The organism is Bradyrhizobium sp. USDA 4354, assembly GCF_054060315.1.
In genome coordinates, this window is sequence record NZ_JBSSDC010000001.1 from 1,553,825 (window position 1) to 1,570,520 (window position 16,696).

The window sequence follows — 16,696 nt, forward strand, 5'->3', positions numbered from 1 at the left end:
CCCTTGTGGGGGCGGCATGCCCCGCAAGAACGATGCCCGCGCTCGCGCCGGCTACGAAACCACTAAGGCGGCCAGTGGCAAAATCGGTGCCGAGGTCTTCGTCGCGTGCGCGACCAGCTAGTCCGAAAGCCGCTCCAGCACGTCGCGCACCAGCCCTTGTAGAAGATCGAGCTTGTAGGCCGTCATCGGCAATGGTTTGGCACCCGAGCTCGCCGCTTTCGCCGCTTCTGCGATCGATGCCGCATTGGCAATCTTGCCACTGAGCTGGACTTCCACGGCGGTGAGGCGAAGAGGCACGGGCGCGACGCCGCCTGCAGCGAGACGCACGAGCTGGAACTTGCCGCCGGCAATCACACTGCGGGCGCAGAGTTCCACGAGCGGCCATTCCGCATAGGTCCGGCTGATCGCCCGCTTGTAGGAAGCGCGCTCGCCCTCAAGCGGAGCGGGAAGCGCAATGCTCTTGATCATCTCGCCTGCTGCGAGTGTATGATCGGCGTGCGAGACCGAGCCGTCGCCGAGCAGGCCTGCAATCGTCAATCCGCTGCGCCGGTCCGTGGTGATGGTCGCATCATAGGCGAGCAGAGCCGCCGCCATCGTCGAGGGATGCGGCGCGACGCAGTCGCCGAGATCGAAGGCAACGCCATAGAGATGATTGCCTGACCGGGCAGGGCAGGTGCTGCCGCTTTTCTTCAGGCAATCGATGTCGGCCCGGCGGAAATACCAGCAGCGCGAACGTTGCGCGAGATTGCCGCCGAGCGTTGCAACCTGGCGCACCTGTGGCGTCGCGAGGCCATGCGCGCTCGCCGCAATACCGGGATAGACAGCGGCGATGCGAGCGTCCGTCGCGATCGTGGCGATGGTGGTAAGCGCGCCGATCTGGGCTGCTCCGTCGGCGTCCCAGGTGATCGTCTTGTCGCCGGTGGCCGATATATCGATCAGCATTCCCTGCGACACGCCGCTGCGGCGGCGTTCGCTGAAGTCGGTGCCTCCGGCGCGGAATTCAGGCGTGGGCTTGGCGGTCATGACGGCGACACTCATGCTGCATCCCTCCCTTTCAGCGCGGCCACCAGACGATCAGGCCGGAATGGAATTTCGGTCAGTCTCACGCCGATCGCATCGCGGATGGCGTTGGCGATCGCGGGCGAGGTAGGCACGGTGGCGACTTCGCCGATGCCGACGCTGCCGCCCGGCACATGCTCGAAACCGGCCTCGTCGAAATGCACTTCCAGTTTCGGCATGTCGCCAATCCCCGGAATGCGGTAATCCTCCATGCTGCCGCTCAGGATGTGGCCGCTCAAAGGATCGGTCTCCCGCGACTCATAGAGTGCGTAGCCGATGCCCTGGATCACCGCGCCCGCGGCCTGGCTTCGCGCCAGCGTCGGCGCGGCGAGCTTGCCGATCGCGAGGCCCGTATAGGCGTTGAGCACGCGCACATGGCCGAGCCAGGTATCGACCTCGACTTCCATCACCTGCACCGAGCTCGGCACGCCGGCGCCGACCACCATGTGGTTCATCAGACGCAGCACCCATCCGAACACCCGGCCCATGATGCCCGCCTCGTGCAGCGCGGGCCTGACGCCGGGCGGCGGCTTGCCGTCCTCCTGGCGTCTCGCCGACACGGCGATGTCGGGAGAAGCCGCGATCATCTCGCGCCACGGCGCGTTCGAGCCCGGAGCGGGTGTGCGAGACGCGGTGCGCTTGATTTCCGCTTTCAGCTTGTCGATGGCGAGCAAGGTCGGCGGCACCACCGAGGCGGTGACGCGGCTGCCGCCGGAGCCCGGTCCGAGGGGCAGGTTGGAGCGGCCGATGCGAACTTCCACATCCTGCGGCTCGAGATCGAACGCCTTCGCGACGGTGTTAGCGATCACGCTGCGCGTGCCCGTGCCGATATCCTGTACCGCGCAACTTGCGACGATGCGGCCGCCCTTGATCGCGAGTTCGACCGAGGAGCCGGTCTGCCAGAGATAGAGCCAGTAGCCGGTGGCGACGCCGACGCCGCGCCGGTAGCGGCCAGTTTGCGAGGCGGCCGGCTTGCGGTTCTTCCAGACGTCGAGGCCGGCAGCCCAGTCGTACAATCGCTGGCGGTTGGGATCTGGGTCCCAGAGCCTGCGCAAGTGAATCGGATCGACCTTCATGCGCAGCGCCGCTTCGTCGACCGCCTGCTCCAGCGCAAACGACATCGGCGGACCGCCGGGGCCGCGGAACGGCGCGCCGGGCGGCAAATTGCTGAGCACGTCGAAGTCGACGAGCTCCTTTGCTTCGGCCGGATAGATCAGCCGCGCCAGGCCCGCGATCAGCGAGTTCACGGCGGCGCCGGTGTCGGCATACGCGGTGAGCGACAGCGCCTTGAGGCGGCCTTCCGTCGAAGGCAGCAAGGATAGCTTCAGCTCGGCGGCCGGACGATAGCCGGCGACGGAAAGCTCCTCTTCACGATCGAAGGCGACGCGCACCGGCACCTTCGCGGCGCGCGCAAGCTCGATCGCGGCGATGGTCTCCAGCCCAAGGCTGCCCTTGGAGCCGAACCCGCCGCCGACGTGATCGGCGATCACACGCACCTTGTCGTGCGGAAGGCCATAACGCTTGGCGATCTTCTCCATGCTCTCGTGAATGGCCTGGGTCGAGATGTGCACTGTGAGCTGATCGCCATCGAACTTGGCCACGGCGGCATGTGGTTCGAGGCTTGCGTGCTGTTGCGTCGAAACGCGAAAGGTCTCCTCTACCAGCAGCGGATTGCGTTGCTGGCGCGCTTCGTCAAGCCAGCTCTTGGCCTGCCTGGCTTTTTGCGAGAACGGCGCCGAAGGCCCGCGCACATTGCCCTTCCACGACACCGGAGCGCCACCGGCGCCCTCGGACACGTTGCCGGCACGCTTGCGGTCCTTCTTTTCGAACACGACTGGCGCATCGTCGCGTCGCGCTGCATCGAGCCCGATCACCGCGGGCAAAGGCTCGGGCTTGAAGCTGATCGCGGCAATTGCCTTCAGTGCGGTGCGGCGATCCTTGGCCGCGACGGCTGCAATCGGCGCACCGACGAAACGGACCATGTTGTCTTCGTCAAGCAGCGGAACGACCGCAGCAACACCGGCAATGGCGCGCGCCGGCGCCAGATCAAGCCCGGTGATCCTCGCATGCGCGAGGTACGCGCGCAGGATGACGCCTTCGAGCTGGCCGTCATGGTGGATGTCGACTGTGTAGCGGGCCAGTCCCGTCACCTTGTCGCGGGCTTCCAGCCGCGGCGCGATGGGATCGATGCCATCGAAGCGGCCCGAGCATGCTTCGGCGACGGCGCGATAGATGCCTTCATAGGCGCCGCAGCGGCAGAGATGTCCCGATAGCGCGGCGGCGATCTCCTCGCGCGAGGGTGTCGCCGCGCCCTTGGTCGCGCGCCAGCTGTCATGGAAGGCGGTGGCTTCGACGACAAAGCCGGGCGTGCAGAAGCCGCATTGCAGGGCGTCGTGCGCCATGAACGCCTTCTGCACCGGATGCAATCCGGCTGCTCCGACGCCCTCGATGGTCGTCAGCGATTTGTCGGCGGCCGCCTGCGCCGGCAACAGGCAGCTCACGACGGGCGTGCCGTCGAGCAGCACGGTGCAGGCGCCGCAGACGCCGGAGCCGCAGACGAGTTTGGTGCCGGTGAGGCCGCCATCGCGGATCACGTCGATCAAGAGCGCATCCGGATCGTCGGGTAGCACCAGAGGCCGTCCATTGATGGTCGTGGTGGTCATTTTCGAACTCCCGTTTTGCGTAGGGACTTCTTTCCGGACGGCGCCATCGCGCCGGCGATCAGCATGCGCAGCATGGTCTCGAGCTGTTTCAGGAACGCGTCGACCGGCTGCATGGAAGGGAAGGCGGATTTGGTGCCGTGGATCGCCATCTCGACGCAGCGCGCGAGCTCGCGCACGCTGACGCCGCTTTCGAGGTTAAGCTTTCGCTTGCGGCATACCCGCGCGATCGTGGTTGCGATCTCGTCGGCGAAACGATTGGAATAGCTTTGGTAGAGGTCGCGCGCCTGCGCGAGGTGCTCGGAAAACAGCTCCTCGGTATGGGGCGAGTCCTTGAGCGAAGCGAGCAGCGACTGCATTCGCGCGCCGATCTCGGCGACCAGGATGTCGGCAAGCTCAAGGCCCGCTTCTTCCGCCGCCTTCGCTGCCGCGATTTCGGCAGCGAGCCCCTGCTCGTAGAGCCGCTCGAGCACGGCGCGAAACAGCGCCTCCTTGGAGGCGAAGTGATGATAGAGCGCCTGCCGCGTCAGTCCGGCTTCCTCCGCCGCCTGCTCGATCGAGGAGCGGCGGAAGCCGTGGCGCCGGAACACGCGCATGGCGGCGTCGAGGATCCGGTCCTGGGGAGGGGTCTTGGCCTGCATTTTGTCGGATTTGACAAATACGAACGAAATGTCAAATCACGGATTGATGACGGTCTCCTGCGCGCAGGAGCCAAGGCCGCCCCGCACGCGGGCGGGGACATCGCCGAATTCCCGTTGGCTGGCGATGGCGACGCGAAAACATCACCTCTCAAATGAAAACGGGCACGCCTTCTTGCAAAGGCATGCCCGCTTGAAACCCTATTCGTGCGACGCGCGCGTGCTCAGTGCACGCTCACCGCTTGCAGCTCGTTGCTCCAGGCGTTAGCGACCGCGGCTTCGCGGCTGTCGGTCAGCATGATCGGCGTGCCGTCGGCGGCATGGAGGGCGAAGAGCTTGAGGCCAGGCGCAATCTTCGGCGCCTCGGGGAACAGGTCCGGCACGTCCTCGGAACGGATCTGCTTCACATAGGCGATATGGCCTTCGCCCAGGGTTGCCAGCGTCTCCGGAGAGACGTTCTTGGCTTCGTATTCGAACGCAACGTGACCTTCACTCATGGTCTCGACTCCTCTGGAACACTAAGCGGTCGAGTCCGCTACTCGTTCCATTATTCGTGCTCATTGATAGCGATTGTCTTAACGATCCTCTCCGGTTCAGGCCGGGCCAGATCGATCGACAACAGCCCGTTCTTCAGATCCGCACCCAGCACCAGCATCCCCTCCGCCAGCACGAAGGTGCGCTGGAAGTGGCGCGCGGCGATGCCGCGATGGATGTATTGCCGGGTCTTGTCGTCCTGCTGCCGCCCGCGGATCACGAGCTGGTTTTCCTCAATGGTTACATCGAGTTGGTCGCGGGTGAATCCGGCAACCGCCAGTGTGATGCGCAAACGCTCGGGCTGGCCGTCCGTGCGGTCGCACCTCTCGATATTGTAGGGAGGGTAGCCGTCGGCGCCTTTGACGACGCGGTCGAGCACGCGCTCGATCTCGTCGAAGCCCAGCAGAAAGGGACTGGAGAGCGTTGGAACACGAGACATAGTTTACAAAGCCCTCGCAGAAGCGACTTTGGTGTTTCAGGGCCCGTAGTGGCACCCCTTGGTCAGCAATATGGGCATGTTCCCGTGTGCGTTCAAGGACGTAGCCGGAGGCTGTGGATGGGCCGCTCGCGCGTCGGATGCTCCCGGATCGTCATGGCCGGGCTTGTCCGGGCCATTCCATGATCTTGCTCGTTGCGCCAAGAACGTGGATGCCCGGGACAAGCCTGGCTCGACCGGGGCATCCAGTACGCCGCAGCCTCACGATTCAATCACTACTGCCTCTGGAATACTGGATCGCCCGGACAACCCGGGCGACGACAGCGAGTGCTGAGCTACAGCTTCACCCGATCTCCGCGACCGCGGCAAGAATGCGCGCGATGTCCTGCGGACGCGACAGGCGGTGATCGCCGTCGTGGATCATGGTCAGCACGACGTCGTCGGCCGGCAGGCGATGCGTGAGCGCGAACGCGTGCTGCCAGGGCACGTCAGGATCCTGCGCGCCTTGCAGGATGCGGACGGGGCAGCCGAGATCGATGGCGCTGCCGAGCACGAGGTGGTTGCGGCCTTCCTCGATCAGGTTCCGCGTGATCGGATAGGGCGTGCCATCGCCATACTCGGACGGTCGAAGCCAGACGCCCTTGGTCTCGATCTCTTTCTTCACCCCGGGCGAGAAATTCTTCCACATCAGCTCCTCGGTGAAGTCGGGCGCCGGCGCGATCAGGACCAGACCGGCCAGCGACGCCTTGCCAGAACGCCTTTTGATCTCGCGCGCGAGCAGCAGCGCCATCCAGCCGCCCATGGATGAGCCAATGAGGACTTGCGGGCCGTCGCAAAATCGCTCGAACACCGCGACGCTCTCCTGCAGCCAGCGTCCGATGGTTCCGTCAGCGAAGTCGCCGCCGGACTCGCCGTGGCCGGAATAGTCGAACCGGACCATGGCGCGGCCGTGATCCCGGGCCCAGGCGTCCAACGCCATGGCCTTGCTGCCCTGCATGTCCGATTTGAATCCGCCGAGCCAGACCAGTCCGGGCCCCTGTCCACGCCGGCTGCGGACCGCGATCCTGCGTACGGACGGCCCCTCGCCCACATCGATGAAGTCGAGCATGGCATCAGGAATTATATCGGTCATGGAACGTTTACTCTGGCTGTGCGGTTTGAGCTGTTTGGACGCGTCCCGCAGCTCAATTCGGTGTCGGCATGGGCCGTTTGGGACGCTTGCGGAACAGAAGCAAGGTGTCTATGTCGTCAGCGTGCCCAGGCGTGACCGAAATGCCTCGCATTTGAGGGTTTTTCACGTTTCGCACGAGCGACTTGCTTGCCGGCAAACGCATCTTCCTTCAAAATAGCCGCTTCCTTCACAACTTTGGAGAACCACCCATTCGCCGTCCTAATAAAGCTCCGCCCGCTGCCAGCAAAGACGGGCCGCGCATCAATGATGATATCCGCAATGCGCAGATCCAGCTGATCGACCAAACCGGTGACAACAAAGGCACGGTCGAGACCGTCGTCGCCATCCGGATGGCTCAGGAAGTCGGCATGGATCTGGTCGAGATTTCGCCGAATACCAGCCCTCCCGTCTGCAAGATCATGGACTACGGGAAGTACAAGTATTCCGCTCAGAAAAAAGCCGCGGAAGCCCGTAAGCGGCAGAAGACCGTCGAGATCAAGGAGATCAAGCTCCGCCCGATGATCGATGACCACGATTACGACGTGAAGATGCGCGCGATGCAGCGGTTCTTCGAAGAGGGCGACAAGGTCAAGATCACGCTGCGCTATCGCGGCCGCGAAATGGCGCACCAGGAGATCGGCACCAAGCTTTTGGACAAGATCAAGACCGACGTCGCCGAGCTCGCCAAGGTCGAGCAGGACGCGCGGTTCGAGGGTCGCCAGGTCGTCATGGTGCTGGCGCCGCGCTGACGCGAAGCGCTTTGGGACTGAGAATTCAACGGCCCGTCCGGATCTCCGGCGGGCCGTTTTGTTGTTCACCTCTCCCGCTTGCTCGCGGAAGAGGTCGCGGCGCGAAGCGATGCGGGTGAGGGCTCTCGCCTCTTGGGGGTTCTCGCTTGCGGAGACACCCTCTCCCCGACCCCCCCGCAAGCAGGCGGGGGAGGGAGCACATCGAGCGCTCCGCGTCTTACGTCCTTGTCGCCTGCCAGGTGCCGCTGCACTGGTCGCCGGAAATGATGCCCTTCCAAGAGCCGACGCCGTTCACGCCGGCGAGCCGGCCGCCGCCGCTGGCGTGGGAGGCGCCGACCGAGACCTGGACGGCGACGGCGCCGGAGCGGTTGATCCGGCCCGAAACCCGGCCACCGCCGGCGGACGAGACGCGGCTGCCTGTTACGGTGAAGGGAACGCTGTAGCCCGAGCTGCAATTGCCGCGGGTGGTGGCGAAGGTGACGTTCCAGATGCCGTCGTAGCCGCCGGCGCGGGCGTCGGCGGTTGACGGCAGCGCAGCCGTCGCGAGCGCGGCGAACAGCGCCAGATGGCGCGGACGGGCGAAATTCGTCAGCGAAGAGAGAAATTGCGGGAAATGGGCCATTTTGGTCCTGCTTCAGGCGACAAGGCTTGGACATGAGGGTGGCAACCTCCAATAGTCGGCGGGCAGGTTTCGGCGGTTCATCGTTGCCAATTGGCTTGTCCTCTGTCATAAGCCCAGCCTTCATCGCCCGGCTGATTTACGGGCTGCCGTGGCGGTGTCTCGTGCGGGTTTCGCGCTTGTTCGCAAAACCTGAGCACAATCAACGCTCTAACGAGCATTTTTGACGGCCAGCCGCCTTCGCGGGCGGATCTCTATGGCCATTAGGAGAGCCAAATGCCCAAGCTGAAGACCAAATCGGGCGCTAAAAAGCGCTTCAAGGTGACTGCCACCGGCAAAGTGATGCACGCCCAGCGCGGCAAGCGTCACGGCATGATCAAGCGGACGAAGAAGCAGATCCGTCAGCTCCGCGGCACCCGCGTGCTGTTCAAGACCGACGGCGACAACGTCAAGAAGTACTTCTTGCCGAACGCCTGATCGCGTCCACGATCACGCCACCACGCGCCGCAGCTTCCGCGGCGATCCGAAACCGAAGTCATCTCTGAAGGATTTTTGTCATGTCTCGCGTCAAACGCGGTGTGACCGCCCACGCCAAGCACAAGAAAGTCTACAAGGCCGCCAAGGGTTTCTACGGCCGCCGCAAGAACACCATCCGCGCCGCCAAGCCGGCCGTGGAGAAAGCCCAGCAATACGCCTTCCGCGACCGCAAGCGTAAGAAGCGGACGTTCCGCGCGCTCTGGATCCAGCGCATCAACGCTGCCGTCCGTCCGTTCGGCCTGACCTACAGCCGATTTATCGACGGCATGGCCAAGTCCGGGATCACCGTGGACCGCAAGGTGCTGTCGGATCTCGCGATCAGCGAGCCTGCGGCGTTCCAGGCGATCGCCGAGAAGGCCAAAGCTGCGCTGGCGGCATAAGCCGTCTTCCACCGTGCTCTGCGCAGCATTCAGCTTGTGATGGTCCGGGCAGGGGCGCGTCTCGCGCTTTGCTGCCTCGGGCCGTCACTGTCGCGCGAACACACTTCTCCGACGTGGATGCCCGGCAGAGTGCCGGGTGTGACGGGCTAGGATCATCGGCTCAGCATCCTGGCCAAAAGGGATTGCCATGACCGATCTTGCCCAGCTTCAAGCCCAGATCATCGCCGACATCGCCGCCGCTTCCGACGAGGCTGCGTTGGAAGCCGTGCGTGTTGCAGCCCTCGGCAAGAAGGGCTCGATCTCGGCGCTGCTCGCCACGCTCGGCAAGATGTCGCCGGACGAGCGCAAGACGCAGGGCGCCGCGATCAACCAGGCCAAGGACGAAGTCAGCCAGGCGCTTGCTGCGCGACGCGACGTGCTGAAGTCGGCGGCGCTCGATGCGCGGCTCGCCTCCGAGACCGTCGACGTCACCCTGCCGCTGCGCGATGCGCCGGCGGAAGCCGGCCGCATCCATCCGCTGAGCCAGGTCTGGGACGAGCTGACCACGATCTTCGCCGACATGGGCTTCTCGGTCGCCGAAGGTCCCGATATCGAGACCGACGATTACAACTTCACCAAGCTGAATTTCCCGGAAGGCCATCCCGCGCGCGAGATGCACGACACGTTCTTCTTTCATCCGAAGGAGGACGGCTCGCGCATGCTGCTCAGAACCCACACCTCGCCGGTGCAGGTGCGCACCATGCTGAGCCAGAAGCCGCCGATCCGGGTGATCTGCCCGGGCCGCACCTATCGCATCGATTCGGACGCGACCCACACGCCGCAATTCCACCAGGTCGAAGGCCTCGTCATCGACAAGACTTCGCATCTCGGCCACCTCAAATGGATCCTGCACGAGTTCTGCAAGGCGTTCTTCGAGGTCGACCACATCAACATGCGCTTCCGGCCCTCGTTCTTCCCGTTCACCGAGCCGTCGCTGGAAGTCGACATCCAGTGCCGCCGCGATAAGGGCGAGATCCGCTTCGGCGAAGGCGAGGACTGGCTGGAGATTCTCGGCTGCGGCATGGTGCATCCGAACGTGCTGCGTGCTTGCGGCATCGATCCCGACGAGTACCAGGGCTTCGCCTGGGGCATGGGCATCGACCGCATCGCCATGCTGAAATACGGCATCGCCGACCTGCGCCAGCTGTTCGACAGCGACGTCCGCTGGCTGTCCCATTACGGCTTCAAGCCGCTCGAAGTGCCAACGCTTGCCGGAGGGCTGAGCACGTGATGGCGCTGCTCGGCGATACGAAGTCTCTCTCCGTTCCCGTTGCGGAGACAACCCTGCCCTTCCCCCGCAAGCGGGGGAGGGAATGGATAGAGCGAGTACGTGGCGTTCGTCTCTCGGGTACGCATTCCCTGTCCGCTCGACAGGTCGAACCCCCTCCCCCGCTTGCGGGGGAGGGTTGGGGAGAGGGTTTCTCCGCGATGGGGCTGCCAATGGTCGATCCCGAGCATCCGGACTGGAAAGTATCGCCCAAGCTGCGGGCCAATGCGCGCGCGCTCAGGCGCAACTCGACTGATGCGGAGCGTATCCTCTGGTCGGAGCTGCGCGCCGGCCGATTGAACGGCGCGAGCTTTCGCCGCCAAGTGCCGATTGACCGCTACGTTGCCGACTTCATCTGCCACGCGGCCAAGCTCGTCATCGAACTCGACGGTGGCCAACACTTCTCGGATGCAGGCGAGCGCGCCGACGCGCACCGATCTGCCGCGATCGAAGCTAAGGGCTTCAAGGTTCTGCGCTTCAACAATCACGACGTGATGACAAACCGTTCCAGTGTTCTTGAAACAATAGTTGCTGCCATTGCGGAGAGAACCCTCTCCCCAACCCTCCCCCGCAAGCGGGGGAGGGAGCAGACCGCCTCTGTGGAGAAAAAGCAGCCATGAAATTCACCCTGTCCTGGCTGAAAGACCACCTCGAGACCGACGAGCCGCTCGAAAAGCTCGCCGACAAGCTCACCATGATCGGGCTCGAGGTCGAGAACATCGAGGACAAGGCGAAGGCGCTCAAGCCCTTCACCATTGCCAAGGTGATCTCGGCCGAGCAGCATCCGAACGCGGATCGCTTACGGGTCTGCATGGTCGACACCGGCGACGGTGGCGCGCCGGTGCAGGTCGTGTGCGGTGCGCCGAATGCGCGCGCGGGTCTCGTCAGCGTGTTCTCGCCGCCCGGCACCTACATTCCCGGCAAGGACATCACCTTGGGCGTCGGCACCATCCGCGGCCTCGAGAGCCGCGGCATGTTGTGCTCGGCAGCCGAGCTGCAGATTTCCAACGACCATGACGGCATCATGGAATTGCCGCCGGATGCACCTGTTGGCACCGGCTATGCCGAATGGGCTGCGCTCGGCGATCCCGTGGTCGAAATCAATTTGACGCCTAACCGGCAGGACTGCACCGGCGTGCACGGCATCGCGCGCGACCTCGCCGCTGCCGATATGGGCAAGTTTAGGGATCCCACGATCAAGCCGATCAAGGGTGAATTCCCTTGTCCCGTGAAGGTCACGGTCGAGGACGCCACGCTGTGTCCGGGCTTCGCGCTCCGCCTCGTGCGCGGAGTCAAGAACGGACCGTCGCCGGAATGGCTGCAGAAACGGCTGACCGCGATCGGGCTGCGCCCGATCAACGCGCTGGTCGACATCACCAATTTCATGACCTTCGACCGTGCGCGGCCGCTGCACGTGTTCGACGCCAAGAAGGTCAAGGGCAATCTCGCCGTCCGCCGCGCGCGTGACGGCGAGAGCCTGCTCGCGCTCGACGGCCGCACCTACAATCTCGATCCCGCCATCTGCGTGATCGCGGACGAGCACGGCGTCGAATCGCTCGCCGGCATCATGGGCGGCGAGACCTCTGGCTGCGACGAGACCACGACCGACGTGCTGATCGAATCGGCGCTGTGGAACGAGATCAACATCGCCCAGACCGGCCGCAAGCTCGGCATCAATTCCGATGCGCGCTACCGCTTCGAGCGCGGCGTCGATCCGGCCTTCATGGTGCCCGGACTGGAGCTCGCGACCAAGCTGGTGATGGAGATGTGCGGCGGCACGCCGTCCGAGACCGTCGTGGTCGGCAAGGCCTTCGGCGACGACCGCGTCATCGATTTCCCCGTCACCGAGGTCAAGCGGCTCTCCGGCATCGAGGTGCCGCAAGCCGAGATGAAGCGTATCCTGACCCATCTCGGCTTCATGATGGCAGGGCCGGGCCCTGTGGTGAAGGTTGCAGTCCCATCATGGCGCACCGACGTGCACGGCAAGGCCGACATCGTCGAGGAGATCGTGCGCATCTTCGGCGTGGACAAGGTGCCGGAGACGCCGTTCGAGCGCGGTGAGGACGCGCGCAAGTCCGTGTTGACCCCGCTTCAGCTGCGCACCCGCCGCGCGCGGCGCGCGCTGGCGGGCCGCGGCATGGTCGAAGCCGTCACCTGGTCGTTCATCGCAAAACCCGCGGCAAAATTGTTCGGCGGCGGTCAGCGCGAGCTCGAAGTGGCCAACCCGATCGCCTCCGATCTCTCCGACATGCGCCCGACCCTGCTCGCGGGCCTGACCGCGGCGGCGCAGGCCAATGCCGATCGCGGCTTTGGCGATGTCGCACTGTTCGAGGTCGGTCAGATCTTCAGGGGCGATCGCCCGCAGGACCAGTTCATGGCGGCGAGCGGCGTGCGCCGCGGCTTTGCCTCCTCTGACGGTCTCGGCCGGCACTGGACCGGTTCGGCGCAGGCTGACGTGTTCGATGCCAAGGCCGATGCGCTGGCGGTGCTGGCGGCTGCCGGTGCGCCGATGCAGGCGCTGCAGATCGTCGCCGGTGGTCCCGGCTGGCTGCATCCGGGGCGCTCCGGCACGATCCAGATCGGCCCGCAGAACGTGCTGGGCTATTTCGGCGAGGTGCATCCGCGCGCGCTCGAAGCGCTCGGTGCGGATGGCCCGTTGATGGTGTTCGAGGTGATCCTCGACCGCATCCCCGAGGCGAAGAAAAAGCCGACCCGCGCCAAGCCGTTCATCGAGCTGTCGGCGTTCCAGCCCGTCTCGCGCGACTTCGCCTTCATCGTCGACCGTGCCGTGAAGGCAGGCGACATCGTCCGTGCCGCGCAAGGCATCGACAAGAAGCTGATCACCGGCGTCAACGTTTTCGACGTCTACGAGGGCATAGGCATCGAGGACGGCAAGAAGTCGATCGCGATCGCGGTGACGATCCAGCCGCGTGAGAAGACCCTGACCGACCAGGAGATCGAGGCTGTTGGCGCCAAGATCGTGGCCGAGGTGACGAAGAAGACCGGCGGCACTCTTCGAGCATGATGCCGAAAAGCGTGAAGCGGTTTTCGGACGACATCATGCTCAGGAGACATAGAGCATGACGCTCGCTGACTTCCTCCCGAAGGACGTCAGCCTCACCATCGCGGCGGCGCTCTGCGCCGTCGCTTTCGTTTCGGGCACCGCACGCGGCTTCTCCGGCTTCGGCTCGGCGCTGATCTTCATGCCGTTGGCGAGCAGCATCGCTGCGCCGCGACTCGTCGCCGCTCTTCTGCTCGTGATCGATTTGGTCGCGGCTGCGCCGCTTCTTCCCGACGCATGGCGGAAGGTTGACCGCAAGGCCACCGCCGTGATCGTGCTGGGCGCGCTGATCGGCGTGCCCGCCGGCACATACTTTCTCAGCGTGCTCGAGCCCGTCACCACGCGCTGGATCATCTCCTGCTTCGTCGCTGCACTGCTGCTTCTGCTGCTGTCGGGCTGGCGCTATCGCGGCAAGGACCACGCCTGGCTCTCGGTCGGCATCGGCGGCCTCTCCGGCTTCTGCAGCGGGCTGGCGCAGACCGGCGGCCCGCCGATCGTCGGCTATTGGCTCGGCCGCCCGGTCGCGCCGATCGTCGCGCGTGCCAACATCGTGCTGTTCTTCGGCGCCTCGGATGTCTTCTCGATGGTTAGCTATACGACGACCGGCCTGATCAGCCGCGAGTCGCTGGTGCTCTCGCTGATCGTCGGTCCGGTCTACGCGGCTGGCGTTGCGTTCGGCGCATCCCTGTTCGGGCGCGCGAGTGAAAAGGTGTTTCGCGGGATCTGCTATGCGCTGATTGCGATGGCGGTGATTTTTGGGTTGCCCGCGTTGGACGGGATGTTGCGGTAGCTCTCTCCACGGGCCGTCCCCGTGACCGCGGGACCCATAACCCCAGGGAGAAGTTGTCGGGCAAGGTGGTAACTCCGAGTCTTCGCTAAACCAGGCCCTGTGGTGATGGGTCCCGGATCGGCGCGCGCCTTTGGGCGCGCTGGTCCGGGACGACAGTGGAGTTTGTTGCCGCTTGGTTGCCCTACTGCCGCGGCACGCGCCGCTTCTTCGTCGACTGCGTTGGGACATCGGCGGGCTCGTCCTTCAGCGCGCCGATCTTGCGCAGCGCGGCATCCGCAGCGCGCTCGCCGCTTTCCCAGGCGCCGTCGACGGTGCCCCAGAGCGTCTCGTGCGTGGCTTCGCCGGCAAGGAACATGTTGCCGATCGGCTCGCTCAGGATCTTTCGCGAGAGCTGGCCGCCGGGCGAGGACGCCGACATCGCGCCCATCACGTAAGGCGAGGCATTCCAGCGCGTTACGCTGGTCTTTTGCACGGTGGCCGCCGCCTCGCTGCCGAACAGTTTGGTGATCCATTCCCTGGCGAAGGCGACCATGGCCTTCTCGCCCTGCTCGGAGAGATCGCGGCCGAAGGAGCCGCCGACATCGATTGAGCACAGCGAGGAGCCGCCGATATTGGCGAACATCAGCGCCGTGCGCGTCGAATTGCTCTGCTCGATGAGGATATCGTCGCGCGACAGGCCGAGCGGATTGCCCGGCAGTTGCAGCACGATGTGATCGTAGCTGCCGAGACTGAGCTTGGATGCCGCATCCAGCGTGCGCTTGGGGATATCGGGTGCGAACTTGATCGCGCCCGCTGTCAGCACATTGGTTGAGACCGTGACGATGGCGGCGCGCGCGGCGATCTTGCCGGCTTGCGTCTCCACGCTGACGTCGCGGTTGCTCCAGGCGATGCGGCTCGCCGGCGTCGACAGCGTCACCGGCGCCTGCTCGGCGAGCTTGGCGATCAGCGTGCCGAGGCCCTGACGGCAGGCGATCGCCGCGTTGCGGTCCTGCGCGCGTCCCTTGTCGATCGCGGACAGCTCCTTGAGGTCCTTGCCGGCGAAGCTCGGGCCCAGCATGAACTCGGCCGCGCCGGCCCAGTCGCCGAGATCCTTCGGCAGCACGGACGCGCAAGAGGTATCCAGCTTAGCCCGCGAGGCATCGTCGATGGCGCGGTTGGCGCGCACCAGCGCCGCCAGGAATTGCTCGGTCTCGCCCGCGCGCGCGTTACGGCGGCCGATGCGCATCTTCTGGCCCGATGGCGCCGGCAGCACGTCGAGCCCGACACTGCGCGCCAGCCGGATCATCGGATTGGTGTCGGGATTGTGCATCCAGCGTGCGCCGCGATCGAACGGCGTGTCGAAGGTCGTGGTATCCGTGATGCAGCGGCCACCGATCTGGGATGCCGCTTCCACCACGACGACCCTGCGACCCATCGCCATGATGCGCCGCGCCGCGGCAATTCCCGCAGCCCCCGCACCGATCACGACGATGTCGGCCTCGCGTGGCAGGGGTGCGGCGGTTGCGCGCAGAGCCGGCATCGCCGCAAGAGCCGCCGACGCCGAAAGGAACCCGCGGCGCGTGATTGTCATGTCATGGTTTCCGGGGACTTGCGGCGAACGGGAACAGCCCGCGAACCTTGCCGTATCTGATGTTGCGCGGCAACCATCATGGTGAATCAATCGTGCTTGATCTCACAGAGTGATGAACCGAATTGCAACACGTTTCGACCATGATAGAGAAGGGGAAAAAGACGGCCGGAAAAGGCCGTGGGGGGAGTTCGAAATGGGGACGGTCCTGGATTCAGTCGGCAAGCTGATTGCCGCGTACCTCTCGAAGGAGGTGCCGGGCTATGAGCCGTTCACGCCGAGCGACCCCGAGCATCTGCTCGGCGTCATCGAGCCCGGCGACGTGCTGCTGGTCGAAGGCAACAACCGCATCTCCGGCATCATCAAATATCTGACGCAGTCGACCTGGTCGCATGCCGCGCTCTATGTTGGTCCGATCGAGGGGGCAGAGGAGCCCAACGGCGAGCCGCATGTGCTGATCGAGGCCAATATCGGCGAAGGCGTCACCTCCGCGCCGCTGTCGAAATATTTCCCCTATCACACCCGCGTCTGCCGCCCGGTCGGGCTGTCCTATGAGGACCGCACCACGGTCTGCCGCTATGCGATCAACCGCATCGGCTTCGGCTACGACACCAAGAACATCGTCGACCTCATGCGCTACCTGTTCCCGCTGCCGATACCGCAGCGTTGGCGGCGCCGCATGATCGCGATCGGTTCGGGCGATCCGACCAAGATCATTTGCTCGGCGCTGATCGCGCAGGCCTTCGACGCCGTGCGCTATCCGATCCTGCCGAAGATCACCAAGGCCGGCAGCCGCGCCGCCCGCCGCGAGATCCTGCACATCCGCGATTCCTCGCTCTACATGCCCCGCGACTTCGACATCTCGCCCTATTTCGAAGTCGTCAAACCCACCATCGTGCACGGGTTCGACTACACCGCCCTGCACTGGGCCGACAAGCAGAAGCCGCTCGAGGAGGTAGCGGGCACATTCAGTGTGTTTCCAGAAACGATCAGTGCGCCGCCGCTCGTTCCTGAGGCGATTGACGAAGAAGCGCCGGCTGAGATTCCGGCTGAAGAAGTGAGCGCGGGCGATGTGTCCGCAAACGCAGCTGAACGCGTCACCGTCTCCGACCAGATCCCGTTGCTGAAGAGGCTTGCGATGTACCGCCCGCGACGGCGAGGTCGCGCACGCGAGAGAGCCGCGTAGGTA

At 64.9% G+C, this 16,696-nt stretch carries 16 protein-coding genes; 8 read left to right on the plus strand and 8 right to left on the minus strand.

Going from position 1 to position 16,696, the window contains the following annotated elements:
- Positions 1–117 precede the first annotated feature (117 nt).
- The 6 genes from ACVIIV_RS07290 to ACVIIV_RS07315 all read right to left on the minus strand — a co-directional run bounded on the left by ACVIIV_RS07290 (position 118) and on the right by ACVIIV_RS07315 (position 6,459).
- A complete protein-coding gene (locus ACVIIV_RS07290) occupies positions 118–1,038 on the minus strand; it encodes an FAD binding domain-containing protein (protein ID WP_456743596.1) in 921 nt (306 codons plus the stop codon).
- Positions 1,035–3,722: a molybdopterin-dependent oxidoreductase gene (locus tag ACVIIV_RS07295; protein WP_456743597.1), complete on the minus strand. Its 2,688-nt coding sequence runs from the start codon at positions 3,720–3,722 to the stop codon at positions 1,035–1,037. The genes ACVIIV_RS07290 and ACVIIV_RS07295 overlap by 4 nt, the downstream gene beginning before the upstream one ends.
- Positions 3,719–4,360 (minus strand): TetR/AcrR family transcriptional regulator, encoded by a 642-nt coding sequence (locus tag ACVIIV_RS07300; RefSeq protein ID WP_456743598.1) that lies wholly within the window; start codon positions 4,358–4,360, stop codon positions 3,719–3,721. Before ACVIIV_RS07300 ends, ACVIIV_RS07295 begins: the two co-directional genes overlap by 4 nt.
- A gap of 221 nt (positions 4,361–4,581) precedes the next feature.
- Entirely contained in the window at positions 4,582–4,854 is a 273-nt protein-coding gene (locus ACVIIV_RS07305; RefSeq protein WP_018645064.1) for a BQ00720 family protein, read from the minus strand.
- 50 nt (positions 4,855–4,904) lie between these two features.
- On the minus strand, positions 4,905–5,330 hold the full coding sequence (locus ACVIIV_RS07310; RefSeq protein WP_024338612.1) for an Hsp20 family protein: 426 nt from the start codon (positions 5,328–5,330) through the stop codon (positions 4,905–4,907).
- Between the two features lie 340 nt (positions 5,331–5,670).
- On the minus strand, positions 5,671–6,459 hold the full coding sequence (locus ACVIIV_RS07315; RefSeq protein WP_456743599.1) for an alpha/beta hydrolase: 789 nt from the start codon (positions 6,457–6,459) through the stop codon (positions 5,671–5,673).
- A 248-nt stretch (positions 6,460–6,707) separates the two neighbouring features.
- Here ACVIIV_RS07315 and infC point away from each other — a divergent pair, with 248 nt between their 5' ends.
- Complete coding sequence (infC, locus tag ACVIIV_RS07320) at positions 6,708–7,247, plus strand: translation initiation factor IF-3 (RefSeq protein WP_074447655.1); 540 nt, start codon at positions 6,708–6,710, stop codon at positions 7,245–7,247.
- Positions 7,248–7,464: 217 nt separating this feature from the next.
- Here infC and ACVIIV_RS07325 read toward each other — a convergent pair whose 3' ends face one another.
- Entirely contained in the window at positions 7,465–7,869 is a 405-nt protein-coding gene (locus ACVIIV_RS07325; protein WP_456743600.1) for a hypothetical protein, read from the minus strand.
- 273 nt (positions 7,870–8,142) lie between these two features.
- On the opposite strand from ACVIIV_RS07325, the gene rpmI reads away from it, so the two are divergent.
- The 6 genes from rpmI (at position 8,143) to ACVIIV_RS07355 (ending at position 13,940) form a co-directional block, all read left to right on the plus strand.
- Positions 8,143–8,343: a 50S ribosomal protein L35 gene (rpmI, locus tag ACVIIV_RS07330; protein WP_008539890.1), complete on the plus strand. Its 201-nt coding sequence runs from the start codon at positions 8,143–8,145 to the stop codon at positions 8,341–8,343.
- A gap of 80 nt (positions 8,344–8,423) precedes the next feature.
- Positions 8,424–8,783, plus strand: coding sequence for a 50S ribosomal protein L20 (gene rplT / locus ACVIIV_RS07335; RefSeq protein WP_027561620.1), 360 nt, complete (start codon positions 8,424–8,426; stop codon positions 8,781–8,783).
- Positions 8,784–8,970: 187 nt separating this feature from the next.
- Positions 8,971–10,053, plus strand: a complete 1,083-nt coding sequence (gene pheS / locus ACVIIV_RS07340) for a phenylalanine--tRNA ligase subunit alpha (protein ID WP_456743601.1) — start codon at positions 8,971–8,973, stop codon at positions 10,051–10,053.
- 209 nt (positions 10,054–10,262) lie between these two features.
- The gene (locus ACVIIV_RS07345; RefSeq protein WP_456743602.1) at positions 10,263–10,709 is read left to right on the plus strand and encodes an endonuclease domain-containing protein; all 447 of its coding nucleotides are present in this window, start codon (positions 10,263–10,265) and stop codon (positions 10,707–10,709) included.
- Entirely contained in the window at positions 10,706–13,114 is a 2,409-nt protein-coding gene (gene pheT, locus ACVIIV_RS07350) for a phenylalanine--tRNA ligase subunit beta (protein ID WP_456743603.1), read from the plus strand. Before ACVIIV_RS07345 ends, pheT begins: the two co-directional genes overlap by 4 nt.
- 55 nt (positions 13,115–13,169) lie before the next feature.
- Complete coding sequence (locus tag ACVIIV_RS07355; protein ID WP_456743604.1) at positions 13,170–13,940, plus strand: sulfite exporter TauE/SafE family protein; 771 nt, start codon at positions 13,170–13,172, stop codon at positions 13,938–13,940.
- 181 nt (positions 13,941–14,121) lie between these two features.
- On the opposite strand, the gene ACVIIV_RS07360 is transcribed toward ACVIIV_RS07355, so the two are convergent.
- The gene (locus ACVIIV_RS07360) at positions 14,122–15,510 is read right to left on the minus strand and encodes a flavin monoamine oxidase family protein (RefSeq protein WP_456743605.1); all 1,389 of its coding nucleotides are present in this window, start codon (positions 15,508–15,510) and stop codon (positions 14,122–14,124) included.
- A 193-nt stretch (positions 15,511–15,703) separates the two neighbouring features.
- On the opposite strand from ACVIIV_RS07360, the gene ACVIIV_RS07365 reads away from it, so the two are divergent.
- On the plus strand, positions 15,704–16,693 hold the full coding sequence (locus tag ACVIIV_RS07365; protein ID WP_456743606.1) for a YiiX/YebB-like N1pC/P60 family cysteine hydrolase: 990 nt from the start codon (positions 15,704–15,706) through the stop codon (positions 16,691–16,693).
- Positions 16,694–16,696: the final 3 nt, after the last annotated feature.

What these genes read in the sequence shown, in the direction of transcription:
- ACVIIV_RS07295 (WP_456743597.1), bottom strand. Translation starts at nt 3,722, where the DNA reads ATGACCACCACGACCATCAATGGACGGCCTCTGGTGCTACCCGACGAT.
- ACVIIV_RS07305 (WP_018645064.1), bottom strand. Translation starts at nt 4,854, where the DNA reads ATGAGTGAAGGTCACGTTGCGTTCGAATACGAAGCCAAGAACGTCTCT.
- ACVIIV_RS07355 (WP_456743604.1), top strand. Translation starts at nt 13,170, where the DNA reads ATGACGCTCGCTGACTTCCTCCCGAAGGACGTCAGCCTCACCATCGCG.
- ACVIIV_RS07325 (WP_456743600.1), bottom strand. Translation starts at nt 7,869, where the DNA reads ATGGCCCATTTCCCGCAATTTCTCTCTTCGCTGACGAATTTCGCCCGT.
- ACVIIV_RS07345 (WP_456743602.1), top strand. Translation starts at nt 10,263, where the DNA reads ATGGTCGATCCCGAGCATCCGGACTGGAAAGTATCGCCCAAGCTGCGG.
- ACVIIV_RS07315 (WP_456743599.1), bottom strand. Translation starts at nt 6,459, where the DNA reads ATGACCGATATAATTCCTGATGCCATGCTCGACTTCATCGATGTGGGC.
- ACVIIV_RS07310 (WP_024338612.1), bottom strand. Translation starts at nt 5,330, where the DNA reads ATGTCTCGTGTTCCAACGCTCTCCAGTCCCTTTCTGCTGGGCTTCGAC.
- ACVIIV_RS07290 (WP_456743596.1), bottom strand. Translation starts at nt 1,038, where the DNA reads ATGAGTGTCGCCGTCATGACCGCCAAGCCCACGCCTGAATTCCGCGCC.
- rplT (WP_027561620.1), top strand. Translation starts at nt 8,424, where the DNA reads ATGTCTCGCGTCAAACGCGGTGTGACCGCCCACGCCAAGCACAAGAAA.
- pheT (WP_456743603.1), top strand. Translation starts at nt 10,706, where the DNA reads ATGAAATTCACCCTGTCCTGGCTGAAAGACCACCTCGAGACCGACGAG.
- pheS (WP_456743601.1), top strand. Translation starts at nt 8,971, where the DNA reads ATGACCGATCTTGCCCAGCTTCAAGCCCAGATCATCGCCGACATCGCC.
- ACVIIV_RS07300 (WP_456743598.1), bottom strand. Translation starts at nt 4,360, where the DNA reads ATGCAGGCCAAGACCCCTCCCCAGGACCGGATCCTCGACGCCGCCATG.
- ACVIIV_RS07365 (WP_456743606.1), top strand. Translation starts at nt 15,704, where the DNA reads ATGGGGACGGTCCTGGATTCAGTCGGCAAGCTGATTGCCGCGTACCTC.
- ACVIIV_RS07360 (WP_456743605.1), bottom strand. Translation starts at nt 15,510, where the DNA reads ATGACAATCACGCGCCGCGGGTTCCTTTCGGCGTCGGCGGCTCTTGCG.
- rpmI (WP_008539890.1), top strand. Translation starts at nt 8,143, where the DNA reads ATGCCCAAGCTGAAGACCAAATCGGGCGCTAAAAAGCGCTTCAAGGTG.